Below are 18,299 nucleotides of genomic sequence, written 5' to 3' on the forward strand. Positions count from 1 at the left end.
CAGCCCAGGAGGGTATCGATGGTCGAGCGTTGTCGTTGCCAGTCTTGGCTGTTGCCGCTGTTGATGCTCCTGCTGCCCGACCTCGCGGTGGCAGAGCCGTCGTGCGGCCAGCTCACTGCAACTGGCAATCCGGAATACCCGCCATATCTCTGGCGTGACCCGAGCAACCCTGAGCAACTGATCGGGGCCAATGCCGACTTGCTAAAGGACGCCGGCAAGGCACTGGGGCTGGAGGTGAAGGTGGTCTATGGCGGGCCTTGGTCAAGGGCTCAGGAAGAGGTGCGCACCGGGCGTATCGACCTGATGGCGGGGTACTTCATGACCCAGGAGCGCCAGCAGCGGATGGACTTCATCAGCCCGCCGTTCCTGCGGACCCGCAGTGTCGTCTGGGTCCGCCAGGACGCTGCATTTGCCTATCAGGGTTGGGCGGACCTCAAGGGCCGCAACGGCGGTACGCTGGTCGGTAACAGTCACGGCCAGCAGTTCGACGATTACGCCAGGACCAACCTCCGGCTTGAAGCGGTGCCCAGCGCCAGGCAGGCGTTCGAAAAACTGTTGCTCAGGCGCAATGATTACCTGATCTACGAGCTGCATCCCGGCATGGCCCTGGCGCGGACGCAGGGTTGGGATACGCAGTTGAAGGTGCTCGACCCGCCAGTGTCCAGCGAGGGGTTGTACCTGGCGCTGTCACGTCAATCGAAGTGCAATCGACCGGAGCTGCGCGAGCGGTTGGCGCAGGCGATGAAAGCGCTGGTTGCCGGGCCGGTGCCGGAGCAACTGGTTGAAAAGAATCTGGAACTATGGAGGCAACAGCAGGCAGTGGGGCAGCCTTAGCGCCTGCGGGACCGAGCGCCGCGCCGGTGGCGCTCGATGTCACAGGCGCAAAAACCTCAAAGCGAACCCGCCAGCTTACCCATCAACCTCCAGCGCCCGCTTGGCCTCGCTCACGGTGACCTCCCCGGGCAAGGCGACGCCGTTCTTGGTCGCCAGGATCTCGGCCATCACACTGACGGCAATCTCTGCCGGCGTCTTGCTGCCGATATAGATACCGATCGGCCCGTGCAAGCGTTGTAGCGAGGCCTCGCTTACCCCGAAGTGCTCGATCAGGCGTTCCCGGCGCGACTGGTTATTGCGCCGCGAACCGATCACCCCGATGTAGAACGCCGGGCTGTGCAAGGCTTCGAGCAGGGCCAGGTCGTCCAGCTTGGGGTCGTGGCTGAGGCCGATGATGCAGCTGCGCAGGTCCGGGGCGAACGCACGCACCACGTCATCCGGCATGCCAACGATTTTCTCCACGCCCGACACGTTCCAGCCATCCATGTATTCGGGGCGCGGGTCGCAGACTGCCACCTTGAAGCCATTGAACAGGGCCATGGTCGCCAGGTACTCGGCCAGCACCCCGGCGCCGATAAGCAGCATGCGATAACCCGGGCCCAGGGTATTGAGCATGTGCCGGCCATCGAAACCGAATTGCTCCGGTGCGCCGGTGGTGGTCAGGTGAACCTGACCGTTGTCCAGGTCCAGTTCGCGGCGCACCAGGTTGCCGCTGTCCACCAAGGGCAGCAGTTGCTCCAGGCTTGCCAGCGCCGGTTCGAATTCGAGGATCAGCTCGAGGGTGCCGCCGCAGGGCAGGCCGAAGCGCTGCGCTTCATCGGCGCTGACGCCATATTGCACCACTTGCGGCAGGCCATGCGGCATGCCGCCGCCCTGATAGGCCGTGGTGTAGCGGTGGATGAGGTCGTCCTCGATGCAGCCGCCGGAGACGCTGCCGACCACCCGGCCGTCGCCGCGCAGGGCCATCATCGAACCCACGGGCCGCGGCGATGAACCCCAGGTGCGGGCTACGGTGGCCAGCAGAACCCGTTGCCCGGCCAAGAGCCAGTCACGGGCGGTGCGCAAGACCAAAAGATCAATGCTTTCCATGGGACCTCTTCAAAAGTAAATACCTGTACCGGCCTCTTCGCGGCTAAAGCCGCTCCCACAGGGTCATCACAATGCTCAAGGGCTGCGCATTACCTGTGGGAGCGGCTTTAGCCGCGAAGAGGCCGGTTCAGGCAACATCCTCTATCGCATGTGCAAGATGATCGGGCTGCTGCTGGCCGGGTCGGTGTGCCCGCGCAGCTTGCCGACCGCTTGCGCATCTACCTTACCGCCCGAGTTACCCCAGGTGCTGCGCACGAAACTCAGCACATCTGCGATTTCCTGGTCCGACAGCTGTTCGCGGAACGCTGGCATGCGGTAGGCATCCGGCATACCGGCGGCGACGACGCGTTGCGAACCATTGAGAGTAATGTTGATCGCCGAGGCGTCTTCCCTGGCCAACGACGAGGTGGCACCGGCCAGCGGTGGCATCCACTCGGCCTGGCCCTTGCCGTCCAGGCCGTGGCAACTGGCGCAGCGGGTGACGTAGATATGAGCGCCAGTGCTGTCCAGGCGCGTGGCCGCGGAAACCGGCTGATACTGCCAGGGCGCACCGTCACGCTGTGGATCTCCGGGCAGCGACTTGAGGTAACGGGCAATGGCGCTCAGGTCTTCATCGCTCATGAACTGCGTGGAGTTGTTGAAGGCCTCGGTCATCGACCCATACACCACGGCGTGCTGGTTGCGCCCGGCCTTGAGGAACTGGACGATCTCGGCTTCGCTCCAGCGGCCAAGCCCGGTGTTGTGGTCATTGCGCAGGCTGGGCGCGTACCAGCCATCGAGCAGGGCACCGGCGAGGAATGGCGTACCCGCTTCATCGAGTGCCTTCTCGTTGAAGGCCAAGCCCCGTGGCGTATGGCAGCTGCCGCAGTGGCCAGGGCCCTGGACGATATAGGCGCCGCGGTTCCACAGTGCGTCTTGCCCGGTCTTGGCCGCGTAAGGTGTGTCGGCGGCGAACACGCCGTTCCACAAGGCGATGGGCCAGCGCAGGTTCAACGGCCAGGGAATATCGCTGGGGATGTTCGGCTGTTGTGCCGGCTGCACACCCTTCATGAAGAAGGCGTACAGCGCCTTCACATCGTCATCGCTGAGCTTGGCGTACGAAGGGTAGGGCATTGCCGGGTACAAGCGTCTGCCACCCGGCGCGACGCCATGGCGTACGGCGCGGTCGAAGTCGGCCAGGCTGTAGTTGCCGATGCCGGTCTCGCGGTCGGGTGTGACGTTGGTGGCGTGGATCGTTCCCAGCGGCGTGGCCATCTGCAGGCCACCCGCGAACGGCTTGCCGTCGGGCAGGCTGTGGCAGGCTACGCAGTCGCTGAGGCGGGCGACATATTCGCCCCGGCTGACCACTGCGGGTTCAAAGCTGGGGGGCTGTTCGGTAGCAAATGGCGAGGCGGGTTCGCGGGTCACGTACCAGGCCAGCAGGCCGGCCGCGACCAGGCACGGCACGGCCAGCCAGCCCGCAGTGCGGGCAAAACGGCTGTGGGTCATGAGGCAGTCCTTGTCCGGTCAGCTGAAGGTGTGGCGGCTAAGCGGCAGGCTACGCACGCGCTGGCCGGTGAGCTGCGCCACGGCATTGGCCACGGCAGGCGCTACCGCGGGCAACGGAGGCTCGCCAATACCGCCCATCTTCGCCCCGCTCTCGACAATGCGCACATGCACCCGGGCCATGCGCGAGGGCGGCAGGATCGGGTACAGGTCATAGTTGCGCGCGCGCGGCTTGCCGTCGATGAACACCGCTTCTTCCACCAACGTCTGCGACAGGCCCAGGGCTACCGCACCGTTGACCTGATGCTCGATGATCGCCGGGTTGACGATGCTGCCAGGATCGATCGCCTGCCAGATGTCGTGCACTTTGACCTGGCCATTGTCGATCGACACTTCGGCGATTGCCGCGGCCTCGGAGCCGAACGGTGAGGCCATGGCAATGCCCCGGGCACGCTTGCTGCCGTCTTCTGCGGTGAACGGCCCACGCTTCCAGCCGCCAGACAATTCGACGACCGCATGCAGCAGGTTGGTCAGGCGCTGATTGTCACGCAGCAGGTGCAGGCGCAGTTCGTAGGGGTCCTTGCCACCCTTGTCGGCCAGCTCGTCAAGGAACGACTCATAGAAGAAGTCGTTCAGCGAATTGCCTACCGAGCGCCAGTAGCCAAGCATGGCCGGGCCTTTGACGTAGATCTGGGCGATGCGTTTGTTGGCAATGGCGTAGGACTTGCCCGACAGCCCTTCGAGCGCCGTGGGGTCGATCTTGTCGCCTTGCTTGCCGGCCAGGGCTTCGGTCGGGCCTTCGGTGGCGCTTACCGCTTCGATGGCCACCGGCAAGCCGTCGGCATCGAGCCCTGCGCGGAACTTGACCACCGCGACGGGGCGCAGCACGTCGCGCAGGAACTCCTCCTCGCGGCTCCAGATCAGCTTGACCGGGCGGCCGACGGCCTTGGCCAGGGCGATGGCCTGGGGATACGGATTGGCCGAGTCATAGAGGAAATGGCGGCCGAAGAAGCCGCCGAGCAGCGGCGAGTGCAGGGTGATTTGCGCGGCATCCAGGCCGGTGCGCTTGGCGATGTCGTCGCGGAACATGTCTGGCGCCTGGTTGGGCAGCCAGACCTCCAGGGTGCCGTCCGGGTTGAAGCGAGCGAGGGCAGACGGCGGCTCCAGCTGGGCATGGTTGAGGTACTGGTTGTGGTAGCTGGCCTCGACCTTGGTCTTGGCATTGGCCAGGGCACCGGCGATGTCGCCTTGGTTTTCTTCGTCGCGGGCCGGCCCCTCAACGCTGGCCAGGTGCTCGCGCCAGCCGTCGCTGGAAAAATCTGCCGGCATCGGCCGGACCTTGCTGTCGGCGCCCGGTTCTTTCCAGTCCACCTGGATCGCTTCCACTGCGCGCTTGGCGTGCCACCAGCGTTCGGCTACCACGGCCACCGCGCCCGGCAACTGATGCACCGAGTGCACCCCTTTCATGCCCTTGACCTGCTCCTCGTTGCGCAGGCTGCCCACGGTCATGCCCAGGCGGGGCGCGTGCTGCACGGCGGCGTGGAGCATGCCGTCGACCTTGAGGTCGATGCAGTATTGAGCCCTGCCGGTGGATTTGTCATAGGCGTCCAGGCGCCGCACCGGTTTGCCAATCCAGCGGAACTGGCTGGGGTCGCGCAGCTTGATGCTGGCAGGGTCCGGTACTGGCAGGTCCATGGCACGGCTGGCCAGCTCGCCATAGGCCAGCGAACGGCCCGAGGCAGCGTGAATGACCTTGCCAGGCTCGGTGGACAGCTCACCGACCGGTACCCCCCATTGTTCGGCCGCTGCCTGCAGCAACATGGCACGGGCCAGGCCGCCGAGGCGGCGCATGGTCGGGTAGCTCATGCGCACCGACATGCTGCCACCGGTAATGCGCATGCCGTTCTCCATCACCACGTAGGCTTCACCGGGCGGCGCGCTTTCCACCAGGAAGCTGGCCGGGTCGAAGTCGAGTTCTTCACCGACGATCTGGGCCATGGCCGTGAACGGGCCTTGGCCACCTTCCATGAACGGGCTGAGCAGGCGCACCGTGCCGTCCGGGCGGATCTCCAGGAATGCCGGCACCTGGGTGCCGCGCTCAGGGGTGGCTGCCGCCGCTGCCTGCGCGCGGGGCGCGCCCATCGGCAGGCCGAAACCCAGCACCAGGGCACCGACCGCGGTGCTGGCCAGAAAGCGTCGGCGCGACAGGTTGACGGTTTCGCCCAGTTGCAGCCTGAGCAGTTCTGCGGGGGTGTCGACGGGCGTGTTCATCAGGCCTGCTCCCCTTGGGCCAGCGCATGCACGGCGGCATGGATCGCGTTGTAGGTGCCGCAGCGGCAGAGGTTGACCATCGCCGCGCTGATCTGTTCGTCGCTGGGCTTGGGGGTGTGCTTGAGCAGCGCCGTGGCCGCCATCACCTGGCCGGACTGGCAGTAGCCGCACTGGGCCACCTGGTGCTCGACCCAGGCCGCCACCACGCGCTTGCCCACCGCGTCGGCCTCGACCGCTTCGATGGTGGTGACCTCCCGCCCGACCACGCCGGCCACCGGAGTGACGCAGGCGCGTACGACGTTGCCATCCACCAGCACCGAGCAGGCGCCACACTGGGCCAGGCCACAGCCATACTTGGTGCCGGTCATGCCAAGGTCGTCACGCAGCACCCATAGCAAGGGCGTGTCGGCATCGGCGTCGACCTGATAGGTCTTCTGGTTGATATGAAGTTCCATGGCTCACCTGCTGATCATCGGTTGACGGCGTTCATTGTCTGCTGGGGAGTCCGTTGTTCCCCAATCCAGAAACGCTAGCACAGTGATACGACCACTGGTCCGGTGGCGGGCACAGGTTCAGAGGATCAGGCAAGTAATTCGGTGGAATGCGCAATATCCAGGCTGGCGCCGACTTTGCGAGAGAGGACTTGCGCGGCGAAAACCCGGATAATGCCGGCCAATTTCGTTTTGCACGCTTAAATCACGGTAATCCCCGCATGGAAATCAAGGTCAATTTTCTCGACAACCTTCGTCTGGAAGCCAAGTTCGACGACTTCACGGTGATCGCCGACCAGCCGATCCGCTACAAGGGCGACGGTTCGGCCCCCGGCCCGTTCGACTATTTTCTGGCCTCGTCAGCCCTGTGCGCGGCGTACTTCGTCAAGCTGTACTGCCAGACCCGCGATATCCCCACCGAGAATATCCGCCTGTCGCAGAACAACATCGTCGACCCGGAGAACCGCTACAACCAGATCTTCAAGATCCAGGTCGAACTGCCCGAGGATATTTCCGAGAAAGACCGCCAGGGCATCCTGCGCTCCATCGACCGCTGCACCGTGAAAAAAGTGGTGCAGACCGGCCCCGAGTTCATCATCGAGGAAGTCGACAACCTCGACGCCGATGCCCAGGGCCTGCTGATGCCGGTGGCCGACACCACCACCTACATCCCCGGCAAGGACCTGCCGCTGGAGCAGACCATCGCCAACATGTCCGGCATCCTTGCCGGCCTGGGCATGAAGATCGAGATCGCCTCGTGGCGCAACATCGTGCCCAACGTCTGGTCGCTGCACGTGCGCGACGCGCAGTCGCCCATGTGCTTCACCAACGGCAAGGGTTCGACCAAGGAAGCGGCACTGGCCTCGGCGCTGGGTGAGTTCATCGAGCGCCTGAACTGCAACTTCTTCTACAACGACCAGTTCTGGGGCGAAGACATCGCCAACGCGCCGTTCGTACATTACCCGAACGAGCAGTGGTTCAAGCCAGGGCCGAAGGACGAACTGCCGGCCGAAATCCTCGACCAACACTGCCTGGCGATCTACAACGCGGACGGCGAGCTGCGCGGTTCGCACCTGTACGACACCAACTCGGGCAACACCGGGCGCGGCATCTGCTCGCTGCCGTTCGTGCGTCAGTCCGATGGCCAGGTGGTGTACTTCCCGTCCAACCTGATCGAGAACCTGTTCCTCAGCAACGGCATGAGCGCCGGCAATACCCTGGCCGAAGCCCAGGTGCAGTGCCTGTCGGAAATCTTCGAGCGCGCGGTGAAACGCGAAATCCTCGAAGGCGAGCTGGCCCTGCCGGATGTCCCCCAGGAGGTGCTGGCCAAGTACCCAAGCATTCTCGCCGGCATCCAGGGCCTGGAAGAGCAGGGCTTTCCGGTGCTGGTCAAGGACGCCTCGCTGGGTGGTGAGTTCCCGGTGATGTGCGTGACCTTGATGAACCCGCGCACGGGTGGCGTGTTCGCCTCGTTCGGCGCGCACCCAAGCTTTGAAGTGGCGCTGGAACGCAGCCTCACCGAACTGCTGCAAGGCCGCAGCTTCGAAGGCCTCAACGACCTGCCGCAACCGACCTTCGAAAGCCATGCGCTGACCGAGCCGAACAACTTCGTCGAGCACTTCATCGACTCCAGCGGCGTGGTGTCGTGGCGTTTCTTCAGTGCCAAGGCCGATTTCGAGTTCGTCGAATGGGACTTCTCCGGCCAGGGTGAGGACTCCAATACGCAAGAAGCCGCGACCCTGTTCGGCATCCTCGAAGACCTTGGCAAAGAGGTGTACATGGCCGTGTACGACAACCTTGGCGCCACGGCCTGCCGCATCCTGGTGCCGGGTTACTCCGAAATCTATCCGGTCGAAGACCTGATCTGGGACAACACCAACCGCGCCCTGGAGTTCCGTGCCGACATCCTCAACCTGCACAGCCTGGATGACCGCGCCCTGCGCGCGCTGCGCCGGCGCCTGGATAAATGCGAGGTGGATGACTACACCACCATCACCACCTTGATCGGCGTCGAGTTCGACGAGAACACGGTGTGGGGCCAGCTGACCATCCTTGAGCTGAAACTGCTGATCTGCCTGGCGCTCAAGCGCTTCGAAGATACCAAGGAACTGGTCGAGGCGTTTTTGCAGTTCAACGACAACACCGTCGAGCGCGGCCTGTTCTACCAGGCGCTGAACGTGGTGCTGGAGGTGCAGCTGGATGAGGAGCTGGAAATGGCCGACTACGAGGCCAACTTCCGCCGCATGTTCGGCAACCCGCGGATGGACGCGGTGCTGGGTTCGGTCGACGGTAGCGTGCGCTTCCATGGGCTGACCCCGACCAGCATGAAGCTGGAAGGGCTGGACCGCCATCTGCGGCTGATCGAGAGCTACAAGAAGCTGCATGCAGCGCGGGCGAAGTTTGCCTGACCCATTTTGGGGCTGCAAAGCAGCCCCAGATAGCCTGACGTTCTTGCTTCTATCTGCTGGGGTAGGATGGCGGGCGTCCGTACACGCACAAGGAAGTCATTGGTGATCAACCTTTCCCACCTGCCGCGCAACAGAAGGGCGCCCGAACCACTCGACCTGCCGCCGCCGCAGTGCCCGGAGCTGGGCCTGGCCGGCCAATCACTGCAACAGCGTTATGCGGCCTTTATCGCGCAGGCCGTGGAAACACTGCCGCCGGTGCAGGCTGCTGCACTGCGCGAGGTAGGCCAGCCGCTGGCCAGGGAGCTGCTGTCAAAGGCGTTCGACCTGGGCAGCAGCAAGGGCCACGAACTGTCGGATGAGATCTACTGGCTGGTGCAGTGTGCGGCGATTGTCTCGTTGTATGCCGACGGCCCGCTGTCTGCGGCGTTCGCCGGGTACAGGAAGCATGTCGATTATTACCAGGACATGGGGCGCTTCGGTGCCCAGGTCGAGGCATTCCAGCACTATGTTGCCGCCAATGGCTTGCCCGCAGACGAGGTGGAGATTCAGTCGCGCTCGGCAGACGACCGCTACCGGCTGCTGGTCAACCCGTGGGAGGCGGGAAACACACACTGGGTCTATCGGCCGCGGATCATCGATACCCGGCAGGGGACCCGCCTGCTGGCGTTCGAAGACAGGCGCTGGTCGGCGGACAGCAGCACCTGGCTCAGTGCCTGGCAGGTCGAGCTGACGCTGCGCAAATACCCGGGGAACCAGGCACGTCGGAGCGTGCAGGTAGTCATCGACTGTGACCAGCGCCTCGCGCAAGCGGGGGCGCAGACGGAAATCGAGCTCTCGGAGCTCGAAAGCGTTGTTGACGCGCTGCTCAACGGCGCAGACCCGACCTAGGGGTCAGTTCTTGCACTTGGCCAGCACCACCTGGCAGGTGTCTGGCGTGCCGCCTGAGCGGCCGGCATAGCGGATGCAGTTGTTCAGCGACTTCTGCTTGGCAATGCCCAGTGTGTTGCCCCAGGCCAGGCCGCCTTCGCCGGTGCTCGGAAGCGCCTTGGCGTAACAGTTGGAGCCCGGGGCGGCGGCGTAGTAGCGCGCCTTGCTGCTTTTGCTCGAACAGCCGGCATTGAGTGCCAGGCTGATGGCCAGCAAGGCATGCGCGGTCCAGTACGCGTAAGGTCGTGTGCTGCAGATGCTCAAGGTATCCCTCATTCCGACGCGCAAAGTCTTTCAGGATATTTCTATCAAGCCAAGCGGTGAACTATCCGACCGTCAAGGTAATCCCTTCTTAAGCGCACCCTGCGCACGCCTGATGGACCAGGCCCTGTGCCAGTCCTTCAGCCCCGGGTCACCGACTGATAAGGAGGCGCCGTGACCGCTACTGAGCAAACCCTCTACCGATGCACGCCCGGCCCGCTCCACGGGATACTGCTGGCCGGCACGGTTCCGCTGTTTCTCGGCGCGCTGCTGAGCGACATTGCCTACTTCAAGAGCTACCAGATCCAGTGGAGCAACTTCGCTGCCTGGCTGATTGCCGGAGGCTTGCTGTTCTGCGGGCTGGCGCTGCTGTTTGCCCTGGCCAACCTGATCCGCGCCCCGCGCAAGGGCGGGCGGCCGACGCTGTACTTGCTGCTGTTGCTGGCGACCTGGGTGTTGGGGCTGATCAACGCCTTCGAACATGCCAAGGACGCCTGGGCGGTCATGCCGGCGGGCCTGGTGCTGTCGGTGATCGTCACCGTGCTGGCCTGCGTGGCGGCATGGCTGGGCATGAGTAACCTGGGTTCGGGAGGTGAGGCATGAAGCCATTGCATGGAATGTCGCTGCTGAGCGTGGCACTGCTTCTGGCCGCCTGTGGCGGTGACGGTGAGCCGACCCAGGCGCTGGGCCCCGACCCGAAACTGCCGGCCCCGGAGCGCGGCCTGCTGCCGAGCATGAAGATCGCGCAACCGGCGCAGTGGGGCGAGCGCAAGCCCACCGTGCCCGAGGGCTACAGCATCACGGCCATCGCCACTGACCTGAAGATCCCGCGCCAGAGCCTGGTGCTGCCCAATGGCGATATCCTGGTCGCCGAAGGGCGCGGCGGCAGCGCCGCCAAGCTCAAGCCCAAGGACGTGATTGCCAGCCAGATCAAGGCCAAGGGCAATACCCAGGTCAAGGGTGGCAACCGCCTGACCCTGCTGCGCGATGCCGATGGCGATGGCACGTATGAGCTACAGACGGTGTTTGCCGAAGGCCTCAATGCGCCCTACGGCCTGGCCTTTGCCGACGGCAAGCTGTACGTGGCCAACCAGGATGCGCTGGTACGTTTCGACTACCAGGACGGTCAGACCAAGGCGGGTGGCCCGCCGACCAAAGTCACCGACCTGCCGGCCGAGATCAATCACCACTGGACCAAGGCACTGACCATCAGCCCTGATGGCCGCTACCTGTACGTGGGCATCGGCTCGAACAGCAACATCACCGAGCGTGGCATGGAGGTGGAAATCGACCGCGCCATGGTCTGGCAGATCGACGCCGCGACGGGGGCGCACAAGCCTTACGCCACCGGTTTGCGCAACCCGACGGCGCTGACCATTCAGCCGGATACCGGGCAGTTGTGGACGGTGGTCAACGAACGTGACGAACTGGGGCCGGACCTGGTGCCGGACTACCTCACCTCGGTGCGAGAGGCCGGCTTCTATGGCTGGCCGTACAGCTACTGGGGGCAGAACGTCGATGAACGGGTGAAACCGCAGAACCCGGAAAAGGTGGCGGCCGCGATCAAGCCGGATTACAGCCTGGGGTCGCACGTTGCCGCGCTGGGCGTGGACTTCTCCATCCCGGCCATGGGTGAACGGTTTGCCGACGGGGTGTTCGTGGGCGAGCACGGTAGCTGGAATCGCCCGAACCCGGTGGGTTACAAGGTGATCTTCGTGCCGTTCAAGGCGGGCAAACCGGCGGGTGAGCCGATTGACTTTGCCACCGGGTTTCGCGGGGAAGATGGCAAGACCCGAGGCCGGCCTGTGGGCGTGACGGTGGACCCACGCGGGGCGTTGATCATTGCCGATGACCTGGCCAACACCGTCTGGCGTGTGACGCGTAACTGACGGCCCTACGCGGCTCCGACGGTGATCGCGCCTATTGACGCCAAGGGGTTGAAATGTGCAGCAGTGCGGGCGTTTGCCTGCAGAGTGGCGGGCAATGGCTATGCTTCTTTGCGCGTAAACATTTCACGCGCAAACCCGGTCTTGAACACATGGAAGCAGGCCTATGAATCCTATTAGCACGCTCGCTCGCGCTGTTGCCCTCGCCACGCTGATGTCCGCTGCCACCTTCACGGTGCAGGCTGCCGAGATTCCGATTGGCAGTGAGGCGCTGGAAAGCCACGTCAAAACCCAGGTCACTGCCATCGACCTGGCCAACCGCCAAGTCACGGTAAAAGGGCCGAACGACAAGGATGTCACCCTGCAACTGACGGAAAAGGCCAAGGCACTGCCCAACCTGAAGGTCGGTGACAACGTCGATATCTATGTCACCCGAGCAATCGCCTACGTGCTCAACAGCAATGTGGGCGGCGCGCCTAAAGCGAGTGAGGAATCCGGCACCATTCGCGCCACCAAGGACAATCCCAACCCGGGCGGCGAAGCGTTCCGTCAGGTTCGAGTAACCTCGCAGATAAAGAAAATCGACCTGAAGACACATGAAGTGACCCTGTTGCCGCCAGAAGGCAAGCTGCAGGTGGTCAAGGTCGAGAACCCGGACCTGCAGAAGCGGATGAAGAACCTCAAGGTCGGCCAGACCGTCGATGCGATCTACACCGAAGTGCTGCGGGTCGATACCTGGCGTTGAGGTCTGACTGCGGGAACGCTTCGGCAGGCCCGCATTCGCCAGCATGCGTGTGACGAATACATCATGTGCGCCCTTTCGATTTCCATAAACACTGTCGATTTGCCGATCATGGTCTCATCCTGACTTCAGATGAGACTTATCATGTCCTACAAGACCCTGCTGCTTGCATTCCTTCCCGTGATGATGGCCCTGCTTGCGGGCTTCGTACTGCCGTATCAGGCCGCCAGCAACGCTGCCGTCGGCCGTGCGCTGGGGCACTGGTTGTGGGGCGCCTTCACCTCGTTGACGGTCAGTTCGGTGGTGATCATCACAGCGTTGCTGATCCTGCGGGTGCCCATGCCTGACCTGAGCAAAGCGCTGCAGGGCCCATGGTGGCTCTGGATCGGTGGTGTGCTGGGCGCCCTCTATGTGGCGGGTGCCGCAGCCTTGACACCTAAGCTGGGTACGGCGGGTTTCCTGGTGCTGGTGGTGGCAGGGCAGATCCTGACCTCGGTGATCGTCGATCACTTCGGGCTGATGGGCGTTGCCAGCAAGCCAGTGAACCTGGCCAGGGTTGCCGGCGTGCTACTGATCCTGGGTGACGTGTTGCTGGTGCAGGGCGGCTGGACCTCGACCCCGTCGTCCGGCCAGGCCGTGATCGAGCGCTGATCAGTGCCCGGGCTGGCTGCACGCCCAGACCGCCTCACGCAGCCAGCGATGGCCGGGGTCGCTGTCCTTTCGCCCATGCCAAGCCTGTTGATAGGCGAGGGCAGGCACCGGCAGTGGCGGCGTGAACTCGCGCAGTGACGGATGCTGGCGCATCGGGCCTACCGCACGGCGGGCAACGGTGAGGACCAGGTCGGTGCCCGCGAGCACCTCGACGGCAGCGCTCCAGTGCGGCAGCGCCAGGGCAATATGCCGGTGCAGGCCTTGCTCGGCCAAGGCCCGCTCGATCTCATCGTGGGCATCCGGGTGCATGGCCATGAGCACGTGCGGGCGTGCCAGCCAGTCATCCAGCGTAAGCCCGCCCTTGGCCGGTAGCACCTGGCGATCGGCGACGCTGATGAAGCGGTCTTCGAACAAGGTCTGGGCGGTGATGTCGGCAGGCAGTTCCGGGAAGATGCCCAAGGCCAGGTCGAGTTCGCCATCGAGCAACTGCGCGAGCATGGTTTCGCGGCTGGCCTGACTGATGGCCAGATCGACGCCGGATGCGACCTGGCGCAGGTGGCGCACCAGCGGCGGCAGGATGATGCGCGAGGAGTAGTCGGACAGCGACAGCCTGAAGCGGCGCCGGGCTTGGGCAGGGTCGAATTGTGGCGCGGCCAGCAGGCCGTTCAGGCTGCCGAGGGCATCCTGCAGCGGTTTGGCCAGGGACTGGGCGCGGGCGGTCAGGGCCATCTGGCCGTGCTGGCGGATCAGCAACGGGTCGTCGAAGTGTGCACGCAGCTGCGCCAGGGCATGACTGACGGCGGGTTGGCTGCGGTGCAGGCGCAGGGCGGCGCGGGTCACGTGCTTTTCGCTGAGCAGGGCGTGCAGGGTGAGCAGCAGGTTGAGGTCGATCTTGCGCAGTTCATCCATGGGGCGAATGCTTTTGATGGCTTTGACAGGTGACTATCAGCCTAACAGATGTACCGGCCCCTTCGCGGGCTTGCCCGCGAAGAGGCCGGTACAGGCCACACAAAGCACCTGACGGGGTTATACTCGCCCCCCCGTTTCACTGTAATCCGAGTATTTCAATGGGTCTTTCCGCAACCGCCACACCCGAACCGCGCCGCCTCGGTGCGCCCTTGATCGCCCTGGCCCTGCTGCTGGCCGGCGCCTGGTTCCTCAACCTCAACGCCGGCTTCAAGCAGGTGCTGCTGCTGATGGTCGGCGCCGCCCTGGGCCTGACGCTCTATCACGCTGCCTTTGGCTTCACCTCGGCCTGGCGCGTGTTCATCAACGAGCGCCGGGGCGCCGGCCTGCGTGCGCAGATGGTCATGCTGACCCTGGCCGTGCTGTTGTTCTTCCCGGCGCTGTCGGCCGGCAGCCTGTTCGGCACCCCGGTTACCGGCCTGGTCGCGCCCGCTGGCGTATCGGTGGTGTTCGGCGCGTTCATCTTCGGCATCGGCATGCAACTGGGGGGCGGCTGTGCCTCGGGCACGTTGTTCACGGTCGGCGGCGGCAATGCGCGGATGCTGGTGACCCTGCTTTTCTTCATCATCGGCTCGGTCAGCGCCACCCAGCATGCCGACTGGTGGTTTGCGCTGCCGTCGTTCCCGGCCACTTCGATTGTCCAGGCCTGGGGCGTGGTGCCTGCGCTGCTGGTCAGCGTGGCCGTGTTCGCGCTGATCGCCTGGGCCACGGTGGTGCTGGAAAAGCGTCGTCATGGCACCCTGGAAGCACCACCGAGCAGCGAGCATCACGGCCCGCGCCGCTTCCTGCGCGGCCCTTGGCCGCTGTTGTGGGGCGCGATTGCCCTGGCCTTGCTCAACTACGCCACCCTGGCTCTGGCCGGGCGCCCGTGGGGTATCACTTCGGCCTTTGCGCTGTGGGGCGCCAAGACCCTTTCCAGCTTCGGCGTGGACGTCGGCAGCTGGGTTTTCTGGCAGGCGCCTGCCAATGCCAAGGCGCTGGCTGCGCCGCTGTGGCAAGACATCACCACGGTGATGGACATCGGCATCGTGCTCGGCGCTCTGATGGCGGCAGGCATGGCAGGCCGCTTTGCGCCCAGCCTGAAAATCCCGCTGCCATCGCTGATCGCCGCGGTGATCGGTGGCCTGCTGCTGGGCTATGGTTCGCGGCTGGCCTACGGCTGTAATATCGGCGCCTACTTCAGCGGTATCGCGTCGGGTAGCGTGCATGGCTGGCTGTGGCTGATTGCGGCTTACGCCGGCAACCTGATCGGCGTGCGCCTGCGGCCGATGTTCTTCGCCGGCGAACGCCGCCCAGTGGCGCTCAGCGGCTGCTGAAATCAATCGATCAATTGAACAAGGAGGTTCGAATGGCGCAATACACCGCTCATGTGGCTTGGGCTCGCGAAGGCCAGGATTTTCTCGGTAACCAGTACAGCCGCCGGCACCTGTGGCGCTTCGACGGCGGCATCGAGGTGCCGGGGTCGTCGTCGCCCCATTTAGTGCCGTTGCCCATGTCCGATGCCTCGGCCGTGGACCCGGAAGAGGCCTTCATTGCCGCGCTGTCCAGCTGCCACATGCTGTGGTTCCTGTCGCTGGCGGCCAAGCAACGCTTTTGCGTCGAGCACTATGCCGACGACGCCGAAGGGGTGATGGCGCGCAATGAAGCCGGGCGCATGGCAATGACCGTGGTCACCCTGCGACCGCGGGTCGAGTTCTCCGGGGAGCGCCAGCCAACGGCGGAGCAGCTCGATCAGCTGCATCATCTGGCCCACGACGCCTGTTTCATCGCCAACTCGGTGAAGACTGAAGTGCGCTGCGAGCCGGTCTATCCCGGCTGAGCATTGCTTCACCAGGTGCTGCAATCATCTGCACCTGGTCCGATTGTTCGAATTCCGACTGCCGACCATAACTGTTTCTAATTCAGTGGCTTACGATCATTTCCTAAATGGCGGCTTAACAGTGGAAAGCAGGAGATGAGCGTGCGGGTCAGCGGCTCGTTACGCGGCAACGACAACGAGGCACTGCTTGAGGCCGCGCGGCGTGGCGTGGGCATTTTTGCAGGTGGCGACTGGCTGACGGGCGAGGACCTCCCGGCCGGGCGTCTGGTGCGGGTGCTGCCGCAATGGCAGCTGGACGTGGCAGCGGGTATCTACCAGGTGCACCCCTCGGCGCGGCTGAACAGCGCCGCCATGGGGGCGTTCAAGGCCTGGATCGAGGAACACTTCAAGGACGGCCCGCCCTGGCGGAACCAGGGCTGACTGATTCTCGAAAATACATTATTAAGATATTTCAACTAATTGAAATATATAGATTTATCGTTTGGCCACTGCGTGCTGAACGCATTGCTCGTAATACGTCTGCTTGATCGCTGCCGGCTTCAGCTTCGAACGGCTGTTGTAGGTCTGTTCGGTGATGCCGAAGGCGGTCATGCGCATCCATGGCTTGTCGAAACGGCGCACCTGCAGCTTCTTGCGCGTGGCATACAGGGTGACCCCGGAGAGCTTGGCCTGCTGGGCCTCGGCGGCGATCTGCGAACCCCAGCCACAGACGCTGCGATCGTTCTGGCTCAGCGCCTTGGCCTGGGCGCCGAAGCCGACAGTGGCCAGTAGGCAGCCGGCCATCGTTGCTAGAATTATTCGCATGTTGCTGTCCTAAGCATATGAAGATGAACGGAGTTTGCCTTCACTGGCGATGCCTGGGGGCCAGCATTTTCCTATCACGTAGTGGCGATGGAAAAGCGATTTGCCAGTGCGGGGCGCAGGCTGCTCCACGCCAGGCCGGCAACCCACGTGACCGACACGCCGTAGTTCAGCCGTTGGTACAGGCCAAACAGCTGGCCGCTTTGTGCGGCCTGGGCCATGAGGACGACGCTGACCAGCGCAGCAATCAGGCACCCCAGAGAAAACCAGCCCAAGGCCTTTGAGCCGGCCAGGCGCTTGCCGAGCCAGGCCCATAGCGCGCTGGCAAGCGTCAACGACAAAAACATCAGCAAACCGCTGAGGTTATGCAGTTGCTGCGAGGTGGACGGCTCGGCGGGCGCACAGCCCTGGTCGCAGGGAAACAGGCCGGTGCCGAGGCTGCCAAGGCCATGCAGCAGGACCAGCGCAGCACTCAGCAGCGCCAGTTTCGAGGCACGCCAGCGCCGCGCCAGGCCCAGGGCGAACAAGGCAAAGAGCAAAGCCAGGGGGAAGTTGTTCAGCAGCGGTGACCAGTGTTGCGTCGGGGCACCTGTGGCGCCAAGTTGGCTCATGGCCTGTTGCAGGTGGTCATAGCCGGGGTAGGCCTGGGCGGTGAACCAGACACCTAGCAGCAGCCAGAAAGGGATCAGCAGGCCGCAGGCGAGCAAGGTACGGTCGAGCGGTTTCATACAGGGCTTTCCTTCCATGGAAAGGGCTTACTGTACCTGAATTCACGGCTGCTGGCCCTGGCAAGAAATACCGCGTCGGGTGTATGTGATCGTACAACTGCTTGCGTTATGATGACGGCTGTCTTTCAAGGTGAAATACAGGGCATGACAGAGCAGCAGGTACAGGCAAGGACCCGGCGCAAGCCGCGCAGTCTGGCCCAGGAACTGGTCACGGTGCTGACCGAGCGCATTCGCAGCGGCCAGCTCAAGCGCGGCGACAAGCTACCGACCGAGTCGCAGATCATGGCCGAGGAGGGTGTCAGCCGTACCGTGGTGCGTGAGGCGATCTCCCGGCTGCAGGCGGCCGGGCAGGTCGAGACGCGCCATGGCATCGGCACCTTCGTGCTGGATGCGCCGGCGACCGGGGGTTTCCGTATCGACCCGGCGACCGTGGTGACCTTGCGCGAGGTGCTGGCGGTGCTGGAGCTGCGCATCGCCCTGGAAATCGAGTCGGCAGGCCTGGCGGCACAACGGCGCAGCGATGAAGAGCTGGCTGGCATGCGTGCGGCGCTGGACGAGCTCAACGAAGGCGCGGCGCATGCCACCGATGCAGTATCGGCGGACTTCCAGTTCCACCTGCGCATTGCCCAGGCCAGCGGCAACCATTATTTCGCCGATATCATCAACCACCTGGGGACCAGCATCATTCCGCGTACCCGGTTGAACTCGGCGCGCTTGGCCCATGATGACCAGGCGCATTACATGAGCCGCCTGATGCACGAGCACGAAGCCATCTACGAAGCCATCGCCCGGCGCGACAGCGAAGGGGCGAAGATGGCCATGCGCATGCACCTTAGCAACAGCCGCGAGCGCTTGCGCCAGGCCCATGAAGCAGCCGAGGCGCAGGGGGCCTGAGGCCCTCCATGACTTGTACCGGCCTCTTCGCGGGACAAGCCCGCTC

At 64.2% G+C, this 18,299-nt stretch carries 18 protein-coding genes and 1 pseudogene; 11 read left to right on the top strand and 8 right to left on the bottom strand.

What is annotated here, in order from left to right; translation table 11 throughout:
* Window positions 1–18: 18 nt before the first annotated feature.
* Window positions 19–834, top strand: coding sequence for an ABC transporter substrate-binding protein (locus tag CQW31_RS02465; protein ID WP_099813642.1), 816 nt, complete (start codon window positions 19–21; stop codon window positions 832–834).
* Window positions 835–909: 75 nt separating this feature from the next.
* On the opposite strand, the gene CQW31_RS02470 is transcribed toward CQW31_RS02465, so the two are convergent.
* From CQW31_RS02470 to CQW31_RS02485, 4 genes are all read right to left on the bottom strand, one after another.
* On the bottom strand, window positions 910–1,923 hold the full coding sequence (locus CQW31_RS02470; RefSeq protein WP_099813643.1) for an XdhC family protein: 1,014 nt from the start codon (window positions 1,921–1,923) through the stop codon (window positions 910–912).
* Between the two features lie 141 nt (window positions 1,924–2,064).
* Window positions 2,065–3,411 carry a cytochrome c gene (locus CQW31_RS02475; protein WP_099813644.1) on the bottom strand — a complete coding sequence of 449 codons (1,347 nt, stop codon included), beginning with the start codon at window positions 3,409–3,411 and terminating at the stop codon, window positions 2,065–2,067.
* Between the two features lie 18 nt (window positions 3,412–3,429).
* A complete protein-coding gene (locus CQW31_RS02480) occupies window positions 3,430–5,679 on the bottom strand; it encodes a xanthine dehydrogenase family protein molybdopterin-binding subunit (protein ID WP_099813645.1) in 2,250 nt (749 codons plus the stop codon).
* Window positions 5,679–6,134 carry a (2Fe-2S)-binding protein gene (locus CQW31_RS02485; RefSeq protein WP_054887635.1) on the bottom strand — a complete coding sequence of 152 codons (456 nt, stop codon included), beginning with the start codon at window positions 6,132–6,134 and terminating at the stop codon, window positions 5,679–5,681. The genes CQW31_RS02480 and CQW31_RS02485 overlap by 1 nt, the downstream gene beginning before the upstream one ends.
* Before the next feature lie 257 nt (window positions 6,135–6,391).
* Between CQW31_RS02485 and CQW31_RS02490 the strand changes: the two genes are divergently transcribed.
* Window positions 6,392–8,578: an OsmC domain/YcaO domain-containing protein gene (locus CQW31_RS02490; RefSeq protein ID WP_099813646.1), complete on the top strand. Its 2,187-nt coding sequence runs from the start codon at window positions 6,392–6,394 to the stop codon at window positions 8,576–8,578.
* A 102-nt stretch (window positions 8,579–8,680) separates the two neighbouring features.
* Entirely contained in the window at window positions 8,681–9,466 is a 786-nt protein-coding gene (locus tag CQW31_RS02495; protein ID WP_099813647.1) for a hypothetical protein, read from the top strand.
* 3 nt (window positions 9,467–9,469) lie between these two features.
* On the opposite strand, the gene CQW31_RS02500 is transcribed toward CQW31_RS02495, so the two are convergent.
* The gene (locus CQW31_RS02500; protein WP_054887632.1) at window positions 9,470–9,769 is read right to left on the bottom strand and encodes a hypothetical protein; all 300 of its coding nucleotides are present in this window, start codon (window positions 9,767–9,769) and stop codon (window positions 9,470–9,472) included.
* A gap of 171 nt (window positions 9,770–9,940) precedes the next feature.
* Between CQW31_RS02500 and CQW31_RS02505 the strand changes: the two genes are divergently transcribed.
* The 4 genes from CQW31_RS02505 to CQW31_RS02520 all read left to right on the top strand — a co-directional run bounded on the left by CQW31_RS02505 (window position 9,941) and on the right by CQW31_RS02520 (window position 13,045).
* Window positions 9,941–10,369 carry a DUF2231 domain-containing protein gene (locus CQW31_RS02505; RefSeq protein ID WP_099813649.1) on the top strand — a complete coding sequence of 143 codons (429 nt, stop codon included), beginning with the start codon at window positions 9,941–9,943 and terminating at the stop codon, window positions 10,367–10,369.
* On the top strand, window positions 10,366–11,655 hold the full coding sequence (locus CQW31_RS02510) for a sorbosone dehydrogenase family protein (protein ID WP_099813650.1): 1,290 nt from the start codon (window positions 10,366–10,368) through the stop codon (window positions 11,653–11,655). Before CQW31_RS02505 ends, CQW31_RS02510 begins: the two co-directional genes overlap by 4 nt.
* Before the next feature lie 163 nt (window positions 11,656–11,818).
* Window positions 11,819–12,397 carry a hypothetical protein gene (locus CQW31_RS02515; protein WP_054887629.1) on the top strand — a complete coding sequence of 193 codons (579 nt, stop codon included), beginning with the start codon at window positions 11,819–11,821 and terminating at the stop codon, window positions 12,395–12,397.
* 141 nt (window positions 12,398–12,538) lie between these two features.
* Window positions 12,539–13,045 (top strand): DMT family transporter, encoded by a 507-nt coding sequence (locus CQW31_RS02520; RefSeq protein WP_099813651.1) that lies wholly within the window; start codon window positions 12,539–12,541, stop codon window positions 13,043–13,045.
* Here the strand turns inward: CQW31_RS02520 and CQW31_RS02525 are convergent, their stop codons facing one another.
* Window positions 13,046–13,954 (bottom strand): LysR family transcriptional regulator, encoded by a 909-nt coding sequence (locus CQW31_RS02525; RefSeq protein WP_099813652.1) that lies wholly within the window; start codon window positions 13,952–13,954, stop codon window positions 13,046–13,048.
* Window positions 13,955–14,112: 158 nt separating this feature from the next.
* Between CQW31_RS02525 and CQW31_RS02530 the strand changes: the two genes are divergently transcribed.
* The 3 genes and pseudogenes from CQW31_RS02530 to CQW31_RS02540 form a co-directional block, all read left to right on the top strand.
* Entirely contained in the window at window positions 14,113–15,327 is a 1,215-nt protein-coding gene (locus tag CQW31_RS02530) for a YeeE/YedE family protein (protein ID WP_099813653.1), read from the top strand.
* Window positions 15,328–15,359: 32 nt separating this feature from the next.
* Window positions 15,360–15,830 carry an OsmC family protein gene (locus tag CQW31_RS02535; protein WP_054887625.1) on the top strand — a complete coding sequence of 157 codons (471 nt, stop codon included), beginning with the start codon at window positions 15,360–15,362 and terminating at the stop codon, window positions 15,828–15,830.
* Between the two features lie 120 nt (window positions 15,831–15,950).
* Window positions 15,951–16,250, top strand: a pseudogene (locus CQW31_RS02540) (LysR substrate-binding domain-containing protein); the annotation flags it as partial.
* A gap of 54 nt (window positions 16,251–16,304) precedes the next feature.
* Here CQW31_RS02540 and CQW31_RS02545 read toward each other — a convergent pair.
* A complete protein-coding gene (locus CQW31_RS02545) occupies window positions 16,305–16,634 on the bottom strand; it encodes a hypothetical protein (protein ID WP_099813655.1) in 330 nt (109 codons plus the stop codon).
* A 74-nt stretch (window positions 16,635–16,708) separates the two neighbouring features.
* Entirely contained in the window at window positions 16,709–17,359 is a 651-nt protein-coding gene (locus CQW31_RS02550) for a DUF998 domain-containing protein (RefSeq protein ID WP_054887623.1), read from the bottom strand.
* 144 nt (window positions 17,360–17,503) lie between these two features.
* Between CQW31_RS02550 and CQW31_RS02555 the strand changes: the two genes are divergently transcribed.
* Window positions 17,504–18,253, top strand: a complete 750-nt coding sequence (locus CQW31_RS02555; protein WP_054887622.1) for a FadR/GntR family transcriptional regulator — start codon at window positions 17,504–17,506, stop codon at window positions 18,251–18,253.
* The last annotated feature ends 46 nt before the right edge of the window (window positions 18,254–18,299 follow it).

Origin of the sequence: Pseudomonas sp. 382 (assembly GCF_002759075.1) — a bacterium.
Lineage (GTDB): Bacteria > Pseudomonadota > Gammaproteobacteria > Pseudomonadales > Pseudomonadaceae > Aquipseudomonas > Aquipseudomonas vlassakiae.